This window comes from Asaia sp. HumB (assembly GCF_030263835.1).
In the GTDB taxonomy this organism is placed as follows: domain Bacteria; phylum Pseudomonadota; class Alphaproteobacteria; order Acetobacterales; family Acetobacteraceae; genus Asaia; species Asaia bogorensis.
Genome location: NZ_JARPML010000002.1, coordinates 2674852 through 2688598 on the forward strand (window position 1 = coordinate 2674852; position 13747 = coordinate 2688598).

The following is a 13747-nucleotide window of genomic DNA, read 5'->3' on the forward strand; positions in this document are numbered from 1 at the left end:
GACGGGGTAAAGGTAGCAAAGCAAAGCCGCCAGATGGTCGGTCGTTCCCTCGCAATATGCGTTGACCCGGCCTATACCGGCGCGATAAGCCGCCGTTCTTCGCAAGTGCCTGCAAAATCCAGCTGCGTGCATCTGTGGCTGTTCTGGCCCGACCGGGCCGTGTGCAACCCCTGTTTTCGAGGTCACCATGTCTGACATGCCTTTTGATATTGACGAAGCCGCCGCCAGCCGCGCGCGTCAGGCTGCCGATCCTGACTCGAATGTAGGTGGCATTGCCGTTGACCGCCTGCGCAGCGTTATCGAACGCGTCGAGCGTCTGGAAGAAGAGCGCAAGGCGCTGGCAGGCGACATCAAGGATATCTTCAGCGAAGCCAAGTCAGCCGGGTTCGATGTTGCAACCATCAAGAACATCATCAAGCTGCGCAAGAAAGAACCCAATGAGATTGAAGAGCAGGAGACGCTGCTTGATATCTATCGCCGCGCGCTTGGAATGTAAGGCGTCTGACTAACACGAACCGGGCATGTTTTTTTGATGCCCGTTTCCGGAGCCCCCGGTTTCACGAGGCCGGTTTCGCAGGCGCGCGACCCGGCAGGGCGTCAGCGCGCTGCTGCCGGGCCGCACTGTGATCCTGCTGAGGGCAGCAAGGGCCTGTGCCGGGTTTCATGAAGATTTAAAGACACGATCTATCTCTCCCTGACTTTGGCAACGGCCATTGATATGAAACGCCCCGTTCCGGTTGTTTCATTACGGTCAGGATGGCGATGTCAGCGGCAGAATGGTGCCTCAGACAGTCCGTTTGGACGTCTTTGCACGAGCGTATCCGGCGTCAGAACCGGCGCAACGATACAGATGATCTGCTTCAGACCGCGCTCATGCATCTGTTCGAGCGCGGGCTGGACGGCATCGAACATCCCGAAGCCTATGTTCTGCGCGCGGCACGCAATCTCGCCATCGACCGCACTCGGCGCGAAGCACGGCTGCGTGTGGGATCGCTGGACGATGATACCAGCGCAGAGCCCGTCTGTGCTGCGCCGGGACCGGAACGCATCGTCTTGGGTCGCGAGCAACTGAGGCGCGTGCGCACGGCATTCAATGCGCTCGATCCCCGCACGGCGCGTATCTTCCTGATGCATCGTCTGGATGACCTGACCTACAGCCAGATTGCCGCGGCCCTCTCGCTGAGTGTCAGCACGATCGAAAAATCCATGGCGCGAGCCCTTGCCCATCTGGCGATGGCGCTCCTGACCGATACAGCGGTGGACGCGTGACACCGGCAGAAATCGAACAGGCGGCAAACTGGCAGGCGCGTCTTATGTCCGACCGGTGTTCCGACCTTGACCGCAGGCGTTTCGACGCGTGGCTTGAGGAAAAAGAGGCGCATCATCAGGCCTATAACCTCGTCTCACAGATCTGGCAGGGCGGGCAGTTTGCACGGTCGCGTCAGGGAAGCGTCTCCCTGCCGTTGTCGCGTCGTGGCGTCGTGGCCGGTATCGTCGGGCTTGGGGCAAGTCTCGGTGTTGCGGCAAACGTGGCAGATGCGCGGACGATCTGTACGGGCCGCGGCGAGCATCGGCGCGTCATGGCATCCGGGCTGCGCGTGGAGATGGATGCATGCAGCTCTCTTGTAATCGCGCCGCGCACCGGTCGCATGGTTTTCGAGGCGGGGCGCTATGAGGTGATGGCCGCGCCATTCGGGCTGCAGGCACAATTCGGCTGTTGCTCGTGGGCCGTGTCGGGGCGTGGTGGACGTTATGCGCTGGATGTGACGAACGCTGCCATGACGCTTGCGGTGCTGGAGGGAAGCGCAAGGCTGGAGAAACCCGGCGCGTCGCATGTTGTGCAGGCAGGGCAGGTCTTTGCATATGACAGGCAGACCCGTCTGGTGACCCAGCGGCCCGGGAGGCTGGATGATCTGCTGGCATGGCGTGAGGGGCGCGCCGTGTTTCATGGCACGCCGCTTGCGCAGGCTTTGAACGAGATGGCCCGTTACAGCGATCGTCCTGTCAGGCTTGTTTCGCCCTCGCTTGCCCCTCTGCGCATCAGCGGTGTCTTTCACACCCATGACCCGGCCCGTTTTTTCCGGGCGCTGGCGCATCTCCTGCCGTTGCGGGTGGTTTTTGCCCCCGATCTGATCTCGGTCGTGCAGCTCTGATTGTTAAGCTTTGATGAAACGACACCGAAACAGATGAGGGCCTGATCGTGCCTGTCGTCTCGCCAGGGAGAGACCAATCCGGTCGTGCCCTGACGGAAGCCCGCTTCGATGATTCCCGCCCTGTATGCCTCTGATCGCCCTGCCTCATGCCCTCTTCCTGCCATGCAGCCGCGCAGGAATCGCCAACGTTTGGCGATGGTGCTGCTGTCGCTTTGTGCCTGGCCACTCCCTGGCCTGGCTCAGACCTCCACTGTACGGCAGACAGAGGCAGGGGATGCGGTCTCCGGGAAGGGGCGTATGGTCACAGGGTTCAGTCAGCCCGCGGGACCACTTGAAGACTCCCTGACCGCCCTCGCAAGGCAGTCAGGGCGCGACATCCTGTTTTCGAGCGATCAGGTGCGTGGCAGGCATGCTCCGGCGCTGAAAGGGCGCTTGACGCTCGACAAGGCACTGGAGCGTCTGCTGGGTGGGTCCGGGCTGAGTGCGCATATCCAGCCCGATGGGACTGTTGTGATCGCCAATGCCGCTCGTGGCAGCAATTTCGCGCATGACAAACACGACGACAAAACCGGGCAGGAGCATATCACGGTCATCGGGCGGGCTGAGCGCCTTGCGCCTTCCACCGTGCCGCTGACCATTACCGAACCGACCTCGGTCATCCAGAAGCGCTTCATCACCAATAATATCGTGCCACTGGCAAGCGTGGATGACATCATCAAGTTCCAGCCGAGCATCTGGACACAGAACCCCAACGGCCCCGGCATGGGCAAGGCCGAGACCATGAGCCTGCGTGGCTTTCAGGATGGTCAGTACAACATGCTGTTCGATGGTATCCCCTTTGGAAATGCCAGCGATCTGCACCACACCACCTCGTCGCTTTTCATTTCGCATTTTCTGGGTGAGGTGCAGGTCAATCGCGGGCCGGGCACCGCCTCGACTATAGGCAATGCGACCTTTGGCGGGACGATCGGGTTTCAATCCCGCACCCCTGCACAGCATTTCGGGGTCACGCCCTATGGCACCTATGGCAGCTTCAACACGCGTGCCGGGGGTGTAGAGGTCGATTCCGGCAAGACCCGTTTTGGCTCGATGGTGCTCGATCTGCAGCATGAGGAGACGGATGGATATTTGACCGGCTCGGGGGAGCGGCGCAACAACCTGCTGTTCAAGGATGTCGCGCGACTGGGGGAAAACACGACCCTGACCTTGCTGACCACCTATAACTGGGAAAACCAGAACACCACGCAGGGGGCCACGCTGGCCCAGTACCGTAAATACGGCAAGGATTATGGCCTCTGCTTCAATCCTGCGCTGCAATGCTATGCCGGGTATCAGCCGAGCACCTACACGTCGGATTTCGACTACATCGATATCAAGAGCAAGGTGCTGCCCTGGCTTACAATCGAAAACCGTCTTTATACGAACGGCTTCGAACACGATTACACCGAGTCCACCGACGCGAGTTCGGATGATCCGGGCGCTAATGGCGTGACCTTCTATTCAGCTGCGGGCAAGAAGCTGGCCACCTACAAGAATGACGTGCCCGGCAAATATGCCGATGCGAAATTCCGTGACTATGGCGATACACTAACCTTCAAGGCCCATACGTCGCAGGGTGATGTACTGCTTGGCGCCTGGGCCGATCTGCAGGACGACCGACGCTATACCTATGCTCTCGATCTGACGAAGGGCGGCATCATGGTGCCCGGCAAGAATGGCTCGGCCTATAGCTATGACATCTCGGATTTCAACACGACCGTTCAGCCCTATCTGGAATTCGACTGGAAGCCATTCCGCAACACCATCATCAAGCCGGGCATCAAATACTCCTACTTCCGACGTGATTATGATGCGGCGGTCAATAAATCGACCAAGGTGCCGCTGAACGCGACGCAGCAATTCAGCTCATGGCAGCCTTCGATCTCGGCAAACCAGATCATCCTGCCGGGCTGGAGTGCCTACGCCCAGATTGCCCGCGGTTTTCTGGCCCCGCCCATGAGCGTGTTCCAGACCCAGAATGTGGGCAATGTCAGCCCTGAAACCACGCTGAACTATCAGATCGGCACAGTGGTGCAGCAGAAGCGCTGGACGGTCTCGTTCGACGCCTTTTACATCAATTTCTCGAACTTCATTGCCTCGGCGCAAATCAAGGTGCCCGGCTTTGGCACGCAGAGCACTTCGGTCAATAGTGGTGGCGCCATATACAAGGGGCTTGAGGTTGAGGGGCAATATGCCATCGGTCATGGCGTATCGCTTTATGGCAATTACAGCGTGAATGACGCGCAGTACAAGCACAGCTCAGTGCGCGTGGCAGCTACCCCCAATGTGCTCGCCTCTTTTGGTGTGCTCTATGACGACAATAAGGGCCCTTATGCTTCGCTTATCGGCAAGTTTGTCGGCAATCATTATGGGCTCGACAGCACTACCGATAGCGCTGGCAATACAGTCTTTGCCAATCAGTATCGTATTGGCAGCACCACCACGGCCGATCTTGCTCTGGGGTGGCATTTCAAGAAGCTGGGGGGCTTCATGCGCGATGTGACGCCCAGCCTCAAGATATCCAACCTCTTCAATAATCGTGCCATCAGCGATTTTGCCGGTAACCAGTCTGCCGCCAGTGCGGGCTATCCCGATGGCGCACCGCTCTACTGGCGTCTGGCGGGTCGCTCTGTGTTCTTCAACCTGACGGTCACCCTGCCATGAACCGCGCGCTCATTCTTTCTCTTGCGTTGGCACTGGGTGGTGCAGGTACAGCACAAGCTGCCTCATCTCCTGTTTTCTCTTCGGTCGAGCCTGAAGCGCCAGCGAGACTGGAACGCGTTGTGCTGATCGCACGGCACGGGATACGCAGCCCGACGCATGATGCTCGTAGCCTCGAACAGGAAACCGGGGTTGTCTGGCCCTCCTGGCCAGTGGCCCCCGGCGAACTGACCGATCATGGCCGCGCCACACTCGATGCTATGATGCAGGGCGTGGCTCGCTATTATGATCTCGCCTGCACGCACAACACGTCTCCCTGCCTTGGGGCGACGCCTCCTTTCATATGGGCAGATTCTGCCGATGACCGCACCCGTGAGAGCGGGCAGATCATGGCCCATGCCCTTTCGCCGGGGCATGAAATCATGGCCCGCTCACTTGCCGCCGGGCAGCATGATCCGGTGTTTGACGCTGTGACGACTGAATTCGTGAAACAGCACCATGATCAGATGGCGCAGGACGCGACGCAACTGGCCCGAAATGACAGGCTGGCGCGTCCTGACAGCGTGAATGTCGGGCTGGCGGCGTTGCAGCAGCTTTTTGCGCCCCAAGCCTGTGAGACGGGGCAGGGGCCCTGTTTCAAAACCGGCCTCGTGGTCAGTGAGAAAAAAGGGCGGCCTTCGCTGGGCAGAGGGATGACACTGGCAGCAACGCTCGCGGAAAACCTGATGCTGATCCATGCGCAAAGCCTTGACCAGACCTCCGATGCATCAGTCCGTGAGGCATGGGTTGGAAAAATCAATCCGGCTCTGCTGACAACCCTACTCCCGGTGCATGACTATCTGTCCAGGCTCGTCCGCCGTCAGGGTGTGGCTGTAGCCGCACGCAGCGCGGTCATGGCGGATATCATCGCGCACTTCATGGCGGGCGAGACGATCAGGCTGGGGGATGGTTCGATCGTCTCACCCGCAACGCGGCTTCTCGCCTTCGCGGGTCATGACACGACGCTCGATGCATTGGCGGCCCGATATGGTTTGGACTGGCATTTCAGTGATCAGCCGGACAGCACGGCTCCGGACACGACACTGGCTTTCGAGCAATGGCGCGATGGAAAAGGACAGATCGTCTTTCGCGCCCGGGTATTCCATCAATCCCTGCAAGCCCTGAGGGAAGGCAAGGGCGGTGCCGCTCAACCTCTTTCTGTAACCCTCACTGGGAGGGATCTGCGCTAGAAACTGAGCGGCCGAGAAGGGCATCACTCTCGCGGTTGGAGACAGGAGAGACACCGTTACGGACGCAGGAAGTCAATCTGAGCGCCTATCGCTGTGCGGCAAGGAGGCTGGCCGTAAAGATCGCTCTTGGCGGAGTCGGCAAAATTAGCATAGATCGCTGATTATGACGACCGCGCTCCTTTCTCTCCCTCTGTGGATGCAGTTTCTTGCAGGATTTATCCTGCTCGGGCTGGGACTTATGTTCATCCTCATGCCGTTTTCCATCTTCGGTGTAAAACCGCGGCTGGAAGAGGTGGAGCTACAGCTCAACGAGGTGCGGGCGGAACTGCGGATCATCGCCATGAGGCTGGCTCAGGGCGCTGGCGAGACTGGCCCCTCGGGTGAGCCAATCTATGCGCCGCCCCGGCGAGCGGCAGCGTCTGCAGGGCAGGCTGAGCCGCCTCTTCGTCCGACTGAAACCATGCGCGCTCCCGACCCCATGCCGTGGTCGGCGCAGGCCGGTCGGCAGGCAGCCCAGCGGCCTCCGGTTGAACGTTCCCCGGTTGAACGTCCCTTGGGGGAGCGTTCCGCCGGCGAGCGGGCTTCGGGTGAGCGCCTTACGCCAGATTATGCCCCGGCTGAACGTATCCAGCCGGACAGGATGCAGTACGAGCGCTCAGGCCAGGATGAGGCGTTGCGTCCCATGCCTGCTGCCGAGGAGATTTCACCGCGCGAGGCCTTCCAGCCGCGTCACCCGGCGAGTGACGAGCGTCGTGACCGCCAGAGCCCGCCAAGTGTGCGGGATGACTACAGCTATGCAGAGTCGGGCGCACAGGAGAATCTGGAGCGCATCCTGCGTCCCACGCATTTTGACCCGCCGCCACCGCGAGAGGCGCCGCGTCCGCCAGGTGCCACTTATGACACGCGGGCGTCTGCCGCACCCTATGTCGGGGCAGGCGGTACCGCTGCACCGATATCCAGCTCTCAGGGCAAGGATCAGAATGAGGTAGCGAGCCGCAACGATGATGCATGGCGCCTGAAGGCGCAGCGTCAGGAAATGGCACCGCGCGGTGCCGGAGCGGAAGCTGAAAAACTCCGTCAGGCGGAAGAGGCCGGCGCGCGCCGCGTTCGTTCCGAGCCGACCCTGCGCTGGCCGCCGCGCCCCTGATCAATGTCGACACTGAGCGGTCCTACACACAATTTTTGAGACGATGAAGCACAGGGTAAGTAACCTTGCCTGAAGCCAATGCAGGTATGCTGCTCCATCCTGTGTGGTAGATAGAAAATATAATTTAGTTACGATAATAAATCTATTTCTATGGTTATTCACTAAGGCTTTGTCAGTGATTCCTGCGACTGTTACTGGCAAGGCTCGCGTTCAGAGCAAATAGACACAATGATGTGTACCTATTTGTGTCTTATTGTGTCGTAGTATGTCCAGGCCGAACACGTCGGTCAGACAAGGGAATACGACCATGCCACACTCGCAGACAAGCAAGACACTCATGAGCGATGAGGCCCAATCTTCACCGGTTCACGCACGGCGAGCCTTGCTTGTGGCCGGACTGGCCGGAGGGGCAGCATTTCTCTCCTCGGCAAACGGTTCCAAGGCCGCTGCGGTCAATGACGACGGGCCTGGAACGGCGCCGAGAGCTTCTGATGCGTTCAGTGCGGGGGCGATCCGGGCGGGGAGAGGCTCGCAGTTGCAGGGACGCGTGGCTGTCGTCACGGGGGCGGCCCGGGGCATTGGTCGTGCCATTGCGGTCGAGTATGCCGCAAACGGGGCCGACGTGGTGGCTCTGGATATCGCCGGGCCGATAAGTCATGTGGCTGACGCTGTTCCTGCCAGTCATGAGGAACTGGACGAGACCGTTCGGCAAATCCGGTCATTCGGTCGCCGGGCAATGGCGATCAGGGCTGATATCCGTCAGATCGCGCAACTGCGAGCCGCAGCGGAAGAGGTTGTCAAAGCCTTTGGCCATATCGACATCCTCGTGGCCAATGCCGCCATACAGGGCTGGAAGGCGCTGCTCGATATGGATGACGCTGACTGGAACGATCAGATAGAGAACAATCTCAATGGCACCGCACGGACCCTGCGGGCCTTTGTACCGCACATGATCACGCGCCAGGGCGGTCGAGTGCTGATCGTCTCGTCCATGCAGGGGCGACACGGTACGAAGGGGGGCGCGAGTTATTCCGCCTCAAAATGGGGTCTGATCGGCCTGATGAAATCCGCAGCAATGGAAGTTGCGCCCTATGGTATGACGGTTAATGCCATTATACCGGGGCTTGTGGGCACTGCTCTCACGCTCAATCAACAGCGCCTTGCGGCCCTTGAGCAGCAGGTGCACCACACGGTGCATGGCGAGATCTCACCCGCCCAGGCATGGAAGGATCGTGCCCGAACCGAGGTTCAGCCAATCGGATGGCTACAGCCCGAGGATATTTCACCTGTTGCCGTATTTCTGGCTTCTGACGCATCTGCCCTCACGACAGGCGCAGAATTCGAGGTCAATGGCGGTGACAGTGCTCTGATGACCTGAGCGGATATGTTCAGGAGCGTTGAAATGAGTGACGACGACCTCGGGTGCCGATAACAGGCACCCGAACTCATCCGACAGGGGCTATATCTCACGCCGTTCCTTGCTTCTGACGGCAGACCATCTTTGGCTGCCGGTGCCCCACCGCATGACTGAGTCTTTCAGGCGCCCTATACGGTTACCGTACCGGAGCGCAGAGGCTCAGGACGGCTCGCGGGGGGGGCGGATCAGAACCAGATCATCGCGGTGAATCAGCTCGTCCCGACCTGAGTGACCGAGGCATGTGACGATGTCCTCAGAGCGATGGCCGGCAATCAGGCGAGACTCGTCGGCATCATAGGCGGTCAGGCCTCGGCCGATTTCCTGTCCGGTTTCATCGCAAACAACGACGAGATCGCCCTGGCTGAAACGGCCCTCAACCTGTTTCACACCCGCAGGCAGGAGAGAGCCACCATGATCGAGAGCGCGTACCGCGCCCTGATCGATCATGACGCGACCTCTGGTTTCGAGCGCACTGGCTAGCCAGCGCTTGCGGGCCGAGCCTGCATCTTCCGCTGCCAGAAACCAGGTGCAGCGCCCGGTATCGAGTAACTGGCTGATCGGGTGAGGGGAGAGGCCAGAGGCAATGGCCATGCGGGCACCTGCACGTGTGGCAATCTGAGCCGCTAGCAATTTGGTGTGCATACCGCCTGAAGAATAACCGGGCGGGGGCGCTCCACCCATGGCCATGACCGACTCAGTCAGTGCAGCGACCTCAGGCAGATGTTCCGCTCGTGGGTCGAGGCGGGGGTCAGCGGTATACAGGCCATCGATGTCAGAGAGCAGGATCAGCGTGTCAGCGCCGATCATCTGGGCGACACGAGCTGCCAGACGGTCATTATCGCCAAAGCGGATTTCAGTCGTGGCAATCGCGTCATTTTCATTGATGACAGGTACGCAGCCCAAGCCCAGCAGGGTACGTAACGTTGCTCTGGCGTTGAGGTGACGCTCACGGTCTTCTGTGTCACCAGGGGTCAGCAGCAACTGACCTGCCGTGAGGTCCTGAAGGCCCAGAGCGGCGCTCCATGCCTGTGCAAGCTGGATCTGTCCAACACTGGCGGCTGCCTGTTTTTCCTCAAGACGGAGCTTGCGCCCCACCATGCCCATGCGCACACGCGCAAGCGCAATGGCACCCGAGGAGACAACCACGACATCGGTGCCCTGACGGCGAAGCCGGGCAATATCCTCGCAGACAGTGTTCAGCCAGTGATGGCGTAGCGCGGCGTTCTTGGCATCGACCAGCAGGGCCGAACCAATCTTGATGACAACACAGCGCGCTTCAGCCAGTCGGTTGGTCACTGATGGGTCTCGCGTTCTTCCAGACGGTAATGGGTGACGCGATCCTGCACGATACGCAGCAGCTCGGCCAGCCCTTCATGGGTTGCTGCCGACAAGGTGAACACCTCGGCACCAGAGGCCTTGGCGAGGGCCTTCGTCTTGGCTGTAATCTGGGTTTTGGTCAGGGCATCGCATTTGTTCAGCACGATGATTTCCGGCTTTTCAGCGAGCGTCTCATCATAAGCAGCGAGCTCGCCACGGATCATGCGGTAATTCTTGACCAGCTGGCTCTCTGTGCCGTCGAGCAGATGGATGAGCATGGCGCAACGCTCGACATGGCCGAGAAAACGGTCTCCAAGACCAGCGCCTTCACTGGCACCTTCGATCAGGCCCGGAATATCGGCAATAACAAACTCTTCCGTGGCCGAAAGGCGCACAACGCCAAGCTGCGGGTGGAGCGTGGTGAAGGGGTAGTCGGCAATCTTGGGCTTGGCCCGTGAGCAGACAGAAAGCAGGGTGGATTTGCCGGCATTGGGCAGGCCCACAAGGCCGACATCGGCAATCAGCTTGAGGCGCAGCCAGACCCAGCGTTCCTCGCCAGGCCAGCCCTTGTCAGCACGGCGCGGCGCGCGATTGGTGCTCGTCTTGTAATTGGCATTGCCGAATCCGCCATCGCCGCCCTTGCAAAGCAGCACTTCCTTGCCGTCCTCATCGAGGTCGGCCAGCATGGTCTCACGATCATCGTCGAAAATCTGCGTGCCGATCGGCACATTGATGATGACGGTCTCGGCCTTGGCCCCGGTGCGGTCCGAGCCCGCGCCATTGCCGCCCTTGCGGGCACGGAAATGCTGGGTGTAGCGAAAATCGATGAGGGTGTTCAGGTTCGGAACGGCGCGAAAGATGATGTCGCCACCGCGGCCACCATTGCCGCCATCAGGACCACCGAATTCGACGTATTTTTCACGACGGAACGCGACAACACCATCCCCGCCATCGCCGGAGCGCACATAGATCTTGGCCTGGTCGAGGAATTTCATGGTCTGTCTCGTCTTCGTCCAACAATATCGTTCAAAACAAGAAAGGCCGGCCCAAGCGGACCGGCCTCTCCCGTCAACTGGTATTGGCCAGTCTTTTATTCTGCGGCTTCTGCCAGCGTCACGGAAACGTGGACGCGGCCTTCGGCGCGGCGCGTGAACTTCACGGCGCCATCGGCGAGGGCGAACAGGGTGTGGTCACGACCAACGCCAACGTTAGGGCCAGCCATCATCTTCGTGCCGCGCTGACGGACGATGATGTTGCCTGCGAGAACGGCTTCACCGCCGAACTTCTTGACGCCGAGACGGCGGCCTGCACTGTCGCGTCCGTTACGGCTCGAACCGCCTGCCTTTTTTTGTGCCATGGAGGTCTCTCCTTCTCTCTAGCGTCAGTTACGCTGCGTTGATCGCGTCGATGCGCAGGACGGTCACGTGCTGGCGGTGACCATTCTTGCGGCGGCTGTTCTGCCGGCGGCGCTTCTTGAAGATGATGACCGTGTCCAGACGGTCCTGGGCGATGACGGTTGCCGTGACGGTGGCGCCAGCGACCAGCGGAGCGCCGATCTTGATGCCTGCGTCGGAACCAACGGCCAGAACGTCGGAGAAGGTGATGGTCGTGCCGGCTTCGGCTTCGAGCTTCTCAACCTTCAACGTTGCCTGCGGGGCCACGCGATACTGCTTTCCGCCGGTGCGGATGACTGCGAACATGTCTTAAACTCTCTATCAGTCCGATCTCTTGGCAATTTTGCCAGGGTTTTCCCCGGTCGGCATTGCCCAGTCGCTTTTTATTATTGGCCGAACCACGCACCACAAGACGCATGCTCCCGCGAGGGGGGCTCACTACAGGAGGCAGGCCGCTTCCGTCAATCATTATCGCGTGGAGAACAGGGCGAAATGACGGCTTTACGAAAAGAATCGCATTAACCCCTCTTGCAAGCTACCGGACCTGCCCCTTATAAGCCGCCCACGACCAGGTGATCCTGCTACGGAGAGGTGCCAGAGTGGTCGATTGGGACGGTCTCGAAAACCGTTGTGCCTTCACGGGCACCGTGGGTTCGAATCCCACCCTCTCCGCCAGACCCCGAAAAAAGGGTCGACAGATCACGACAATAATCCATCAACAAAGACGTTCGACGCTGGGCCAGCGGGCCACGTAGCTTCTGTTACGCTAAGCGGCGAGACGCTTTGCCACGGCTTATGATTGATATGACTCTGGCAAAAACCATGCTGTCAGGGGTAAACGCCACCCTGCGCGTCAAGAAAAAGCGGTGCCCTGATATCTTTTCATGAGGCGCCCCAATGAACAGGAAGACAAGATCGTGAAAAGCGATATCTGCCCTCAATGCGGCTGCGAACATATCTATCAGGACGGCGGATTGTGGGTCTGCCCTGAATGTGCGCTCGAGTGGAGCGTCGAGGCCGACGCCCCGGATGGTACAGCCCAGGCTGGCGATGATACGACGGTGCGTGATGCCAATGGTAATGTGCTTGCTGATGGCGATACAGTGACCATCATCAAGGATCTCAAGGTCAAGGGATCGTCGTCGGTCATCAAGGGCGGTACCAAGATCAAGGGGATCCGTCTTGTCGATGCCAGCGATGGGCACAATCTGTCTTGCAAGATTCCCGGGATCGGCGGGATGAATCTCAAATCGGAATTCGTCCGAAAGGCCTGAGCGCCGTTCGCGACAAGCAGGAAGGAAGCCGCATGTCGCGTAAAGCGCCCGGAAGTTTCAGACCCGCTATCGCAATGGCGGAGCGAGGTTCCGATCGTGGTCTGACCGCTGCGAACGAGGGGCAAGCCGAGGCGAAGAGTGCGCTCAACCGCCGCCGTGTGCTGACATCCTCTCTCGCACTCTCCGCCGCGGCTCTGACAGGATGTCACGGGCCGTCCCGCTCGCGATCGCCAGAGCAGATTGCCCTCTGGCCCGAGATGCCACCCGGCGGGGGTGGTCCGAGCGGACCGGAACAGGCGACGGCCAAAGGCGCTCTTTACAACATCACCGAGCCTCGCCTTGAGGTTTTTCGCCCAGACAGCCCCAATGGCAGTGCGGTACTCATCGCGGCAGGGGGCGGGTATCAACGCATCGGCATGAAGCGTGAGGCCTATCCCGCTGCACGCTGGCTCTCGGCCCGTGGCGTGACCGCCTATGTGCTGGTCTATCGTCTGCCGGGTGAGGGATGGGCAGAGGGTCCGCTCGCTCCCTTGCAGGATGCTCGTCGTGCGCTTGCCCTTATCGGGCGCCATGCGCATCGTGACGGTATCGACAAGGCGCGTATCAGTCTGCTCGGCTTCTCGGCTGGAGGCCATCTTATGGGCATGACAGCCTCGCAATGGCATGGAGAAGGTCCGTTTGCGTCCCTCCTTGCAAAGATATCCGTGCCGAAACCGGCGGGCGCTGCCCTGATCTACCCTGTGATCACGCTTGAGAAGCCTTATGATCACACCGCGACGCATCGAGATCTCGTGGGCGTCGATGCAGCCCCCGATCTGGCGCGTCTATGGTCAGTGCAAAGTCATGTCAGGCCAGGTTATCCGCCGGTGTTTCTGACCCAGGCGGATAATGACCGTATAGCGAACCCCTATAATGCTGCACTGATGGCCCAGACCTGCGAGGCTATAGGGACGGCTGTCGATTATCACCGCCTGCCCAGTGGCGGGCATGGCTTTGGCATGGGTGAGCCTGATCAGGTCACCGCAAACTGGCCGGTCTGGTATGAATCCTGGCTTACCCAATACGGACTGATCCGCGCCACCTGAGCTGTGATCATGTCGGGTTGGGAGCTGGGCG

13 protein-coding genes and 1 tRNA gene are annotated in these 13747 nt (G+C 60.0%); 10 read left to right on the forward strand and 4 right to left on the reverse strand.

Annotated features, from left to right (window positions below; all coding sequences use genetic code 11):
* The first annotated feature begins 196 nt into the window (after nucleotides 1-196).
* The 7 genes from P5689_RS13140 (at nucleotide 197) to P5689_RS13170 (ending at nucleotide 8607) form a co-directional block, all read left to right on the forward strand.
* On the forward strand, nucleotides 197-496 hold the full coding sequence (locus P5689_RS13140) for a DUF2312 domain-containing protein (protein WP_051395789.1): 300 nt from the start codon (nucleotides 197-199) through the stop codon (nucleotides 494-496).
* Between the two features lie 266 nt (nucleotides 497-762).
* Nucleotides 763-1269, forward strand: a complete 507-nt coding sequence (locus tag P5689_RS13145; RefSeq protein ID WP_062164309.1) for an RNA polymerase sigma factor — start codon at nucleotides 763-765, stop codon at nucleotides 1267-1269.
* Nucleotides 1266-2153 (forward strand): DUF4880 domain-containing protein, encoded by an 888-nt coding sequence (locus P5689_RS13150; protein ID WP_285533503.1) that lies wholly within the window; start codon nucleotides 1266-1268, stop codon nucleotides 2151-2153. Before P5689_RS13145 ends, P5689_RS13150 begins: the two co-directional genes overlap by 4 nt.
* A 108-nt stretch (nucleotides 2154-2261) precedes the next feature.
* Complete coding sequence (locus tag P5689_RS13155) at nucleotides 2262-4856, forward strand: TonB-dependent receptor (RefSeq protein WP_285533504.1); 2595 nt, start codon at nucleotides 2262-2264, stop codon at nucleotides 4854-4856.
* A complete protein-coding gene (locus P5689_RS13160; protein WP_285533505.1) occupies nucleotides 4853-6082 on the forward strand; it encodes a histidine-type phosphatase in 1230 nt (409 codons plus the stop codon). Before P5689_RS13155 ends, P5689_RS13160 begins: the two co-directional genes overlap by 4 nt.
* A gap of 163 nt (nucleotides 6083-6245) precedes the next feature.
* Nucleotides 6246-7229, forward strand: a complete 984-nt coding sequence (locus P5689_RS13165) for a hypothetical protein (protein ID WP_285533506.1) — start codon at nucleotides 6246-6248, stop codon at nucleotides 7227-7229.
* A gap of 307 nt (nucleotides 7230-7536) precedes the next feature.
* The gene (locus P5689_RS13170) at nucleotides 7537-8607 is read left to right on the forward strand and encodes an SDR family NAD(P)-dependent oxidoreductase (protein WP_285533507.1); all 1071 of its coding nucleotides are present in this window, start codon (nucleotides 7537-7539) and stop codon (nucleotides 8605-8607) included.
* Nucleotides 8608-8805: 198 nt separating this feature from the next.
* Here the strand turns inward: P5689_RS13170 and proB are convergent, their stop codons facing one another.
* From proB to rplU, 4 genes are all read right to left on the reverse strand, one after another.
* Nucleotides 8806-9942, reverse strand: coding sequence for a glutamate 5-kinase (proB, locus tag P5689_RS13175; protein WP_285533508.1), 1137 nt, complete (start codon nucleotides 9940-9942; stop codon nucleotides 8806-8808).
* Nucleotides 9939-10958, reverse strand: coding sequence for a GTPase ObgE (gene obgE, locus P5689_RS13180; RefSeq protein ID WP_023977547.1), 1020 nt, complete (start codon nucleotides 10956-10958; stop codon nucleotides 9939-9941). Before obgE ends, proB begins: the two co-directional genes overlap by 4 nt.
* 95 nt (nucleotides 10959-11053) lie before the next feature.
* Complete coding sequence (gene rpmA / locus P5689_RS13185) at nucleotides 11054-11320, reverse strand: 50S ribosomal protein L27 (protein ID WP_023977546.1); 267 nt, start codon at nucleotides 11318-11320, stop codon at nucleotides 11054-11056.
* A 28-nt stretch (nucleotides 11321-11348) separates the two neighbouring features.
* Entirely contained in the window at nucleotides 11349-11663 is a 315-nt protein-coding gene (gene rplU / locus P5689_RS13190) for a 50S ribosomal protein L21 (RefSeq protein ID WP_023977545.1), read from the reverse strand.
* Between the two features lie 279 nt (nucleotides 11664-11942).
* Here rplU and P5689_RS13195 point away from each other — a divergent pair.
* From P5689_RS13195 to P5689_RS13205, 3 genes are all read left to right on the forward strand, one after another.
* A tRNA-Ser gene (locus tag P5689_RS13195) sits at nucleotides 11943-12032 on the forward strand.
* Between the two features lie 209 nt (nucleotides 12033-12241).
* A complete protein-coding gene (locus P5689_RS13200; RefSeq protein ID WP_285533510.1) occupies nucleotides 12242-12631 on the forward strand; it encodes a zinc ribbon domain-containing protein YjdM in 390 nt (129 codons plus the stop codon).
* 32 nt (nucleotides 12632-12663) lie between these two features.
* Nucleotides 12664-13716 carry an alpha/beta hydrolase gene (locus P5689_RS13205; RefSeq protein WP_285533511.1) on the forward strand — a complete coding sequence of 351 codons (1053 nt, stop codon included), beginning with the start codon at nucleotides 12664-12666 and terminating at the stop codon, nucleotides 13714-13716.
* The last annotated feature ends 31 nt before the right edge of the window (nucleotides 13717-13747 follow it).

Excerpts from the sequence above, each read along its gene's own strand:
- obgE (WP_023977547.1), bottom strand. The coding sequence starts at position 10,958 with ATGAAATTCCTCGACCAGGCCAAGATCTATGTGCGCTCCGGCGATGGC.
- P5689_RS13160 (WP_285533505.1), top strand. The coding sequence starts at position 4,853 with ATGAACCGCGCGCTCATTCTTTCTCTTGCGTTGGCACTGGGTGGTGCA.
- P5689_RS13165 (WP_285533506.1), top strand. The coding sequence starts at position 6,246 with ATGACGACCGCGCTCCTTTCTCTCCCTCTGTGGATGCAGTTTCTTGCA.
- rpmA (WP_023977546.1), bottom strand. The coding sequence starts at position 11,320 with ATGGCACAAAAAAAGGCAGGCGGTTCGAGCCGTAACGGACGCGACAGT.
- P5689_RS13140 (WP_051395789.1), top strand. The coding sequence starts at position 197 with ATGCCTTTTGATATTGACGAAGCCGCCGCCAGCCGCGCGCGTCAGGCT.
- P5689_RS13200 (WP_285533510.1), top strand. The coding sequence starts at position 12,242 with ATGAGGCGCCCCAATGAACAGGAAGACAAGATCGTGAAAAGCGATATC.
- rplU (WP_023977545.1), bottom strand. The coding sequence starts at position 11,663 with ATGTTCGCAGTCATCCGCACCGGCGGAAAGCAGTATCGCGTGGCCCCG.
- P5689_RS13170 (WP_285533507.1), top strand. The coding sequence starts at position 7,537 with ATGCCACACTCGCAGACAAGCAAGACACTCATGAGCGATGAGGCCCAA.
- P5689_RS13145 (WP_062164309.1), top strand. The coding sequence starts at position 763 with ATGTCAGCGGCAGAATGGTGCCTCAGACAGTCCGTTTGGACGTCTTTG.
- P5689_RS13155 (WP_285533504.1), top strand. The coding sequence starts at position 2,262 with ATGATTCCCGCCCTGTATGCCTCTGATCGCCCTGCCTCATGCCCTCTT.
- P5689_RS13205 (WP_285533511.1), top strand. The coding sequence starts at position 12,664 with ATGTCGCGTAAAGCGCCCGGAAGTTTCAGACCCGCTATCGCAATGGCG.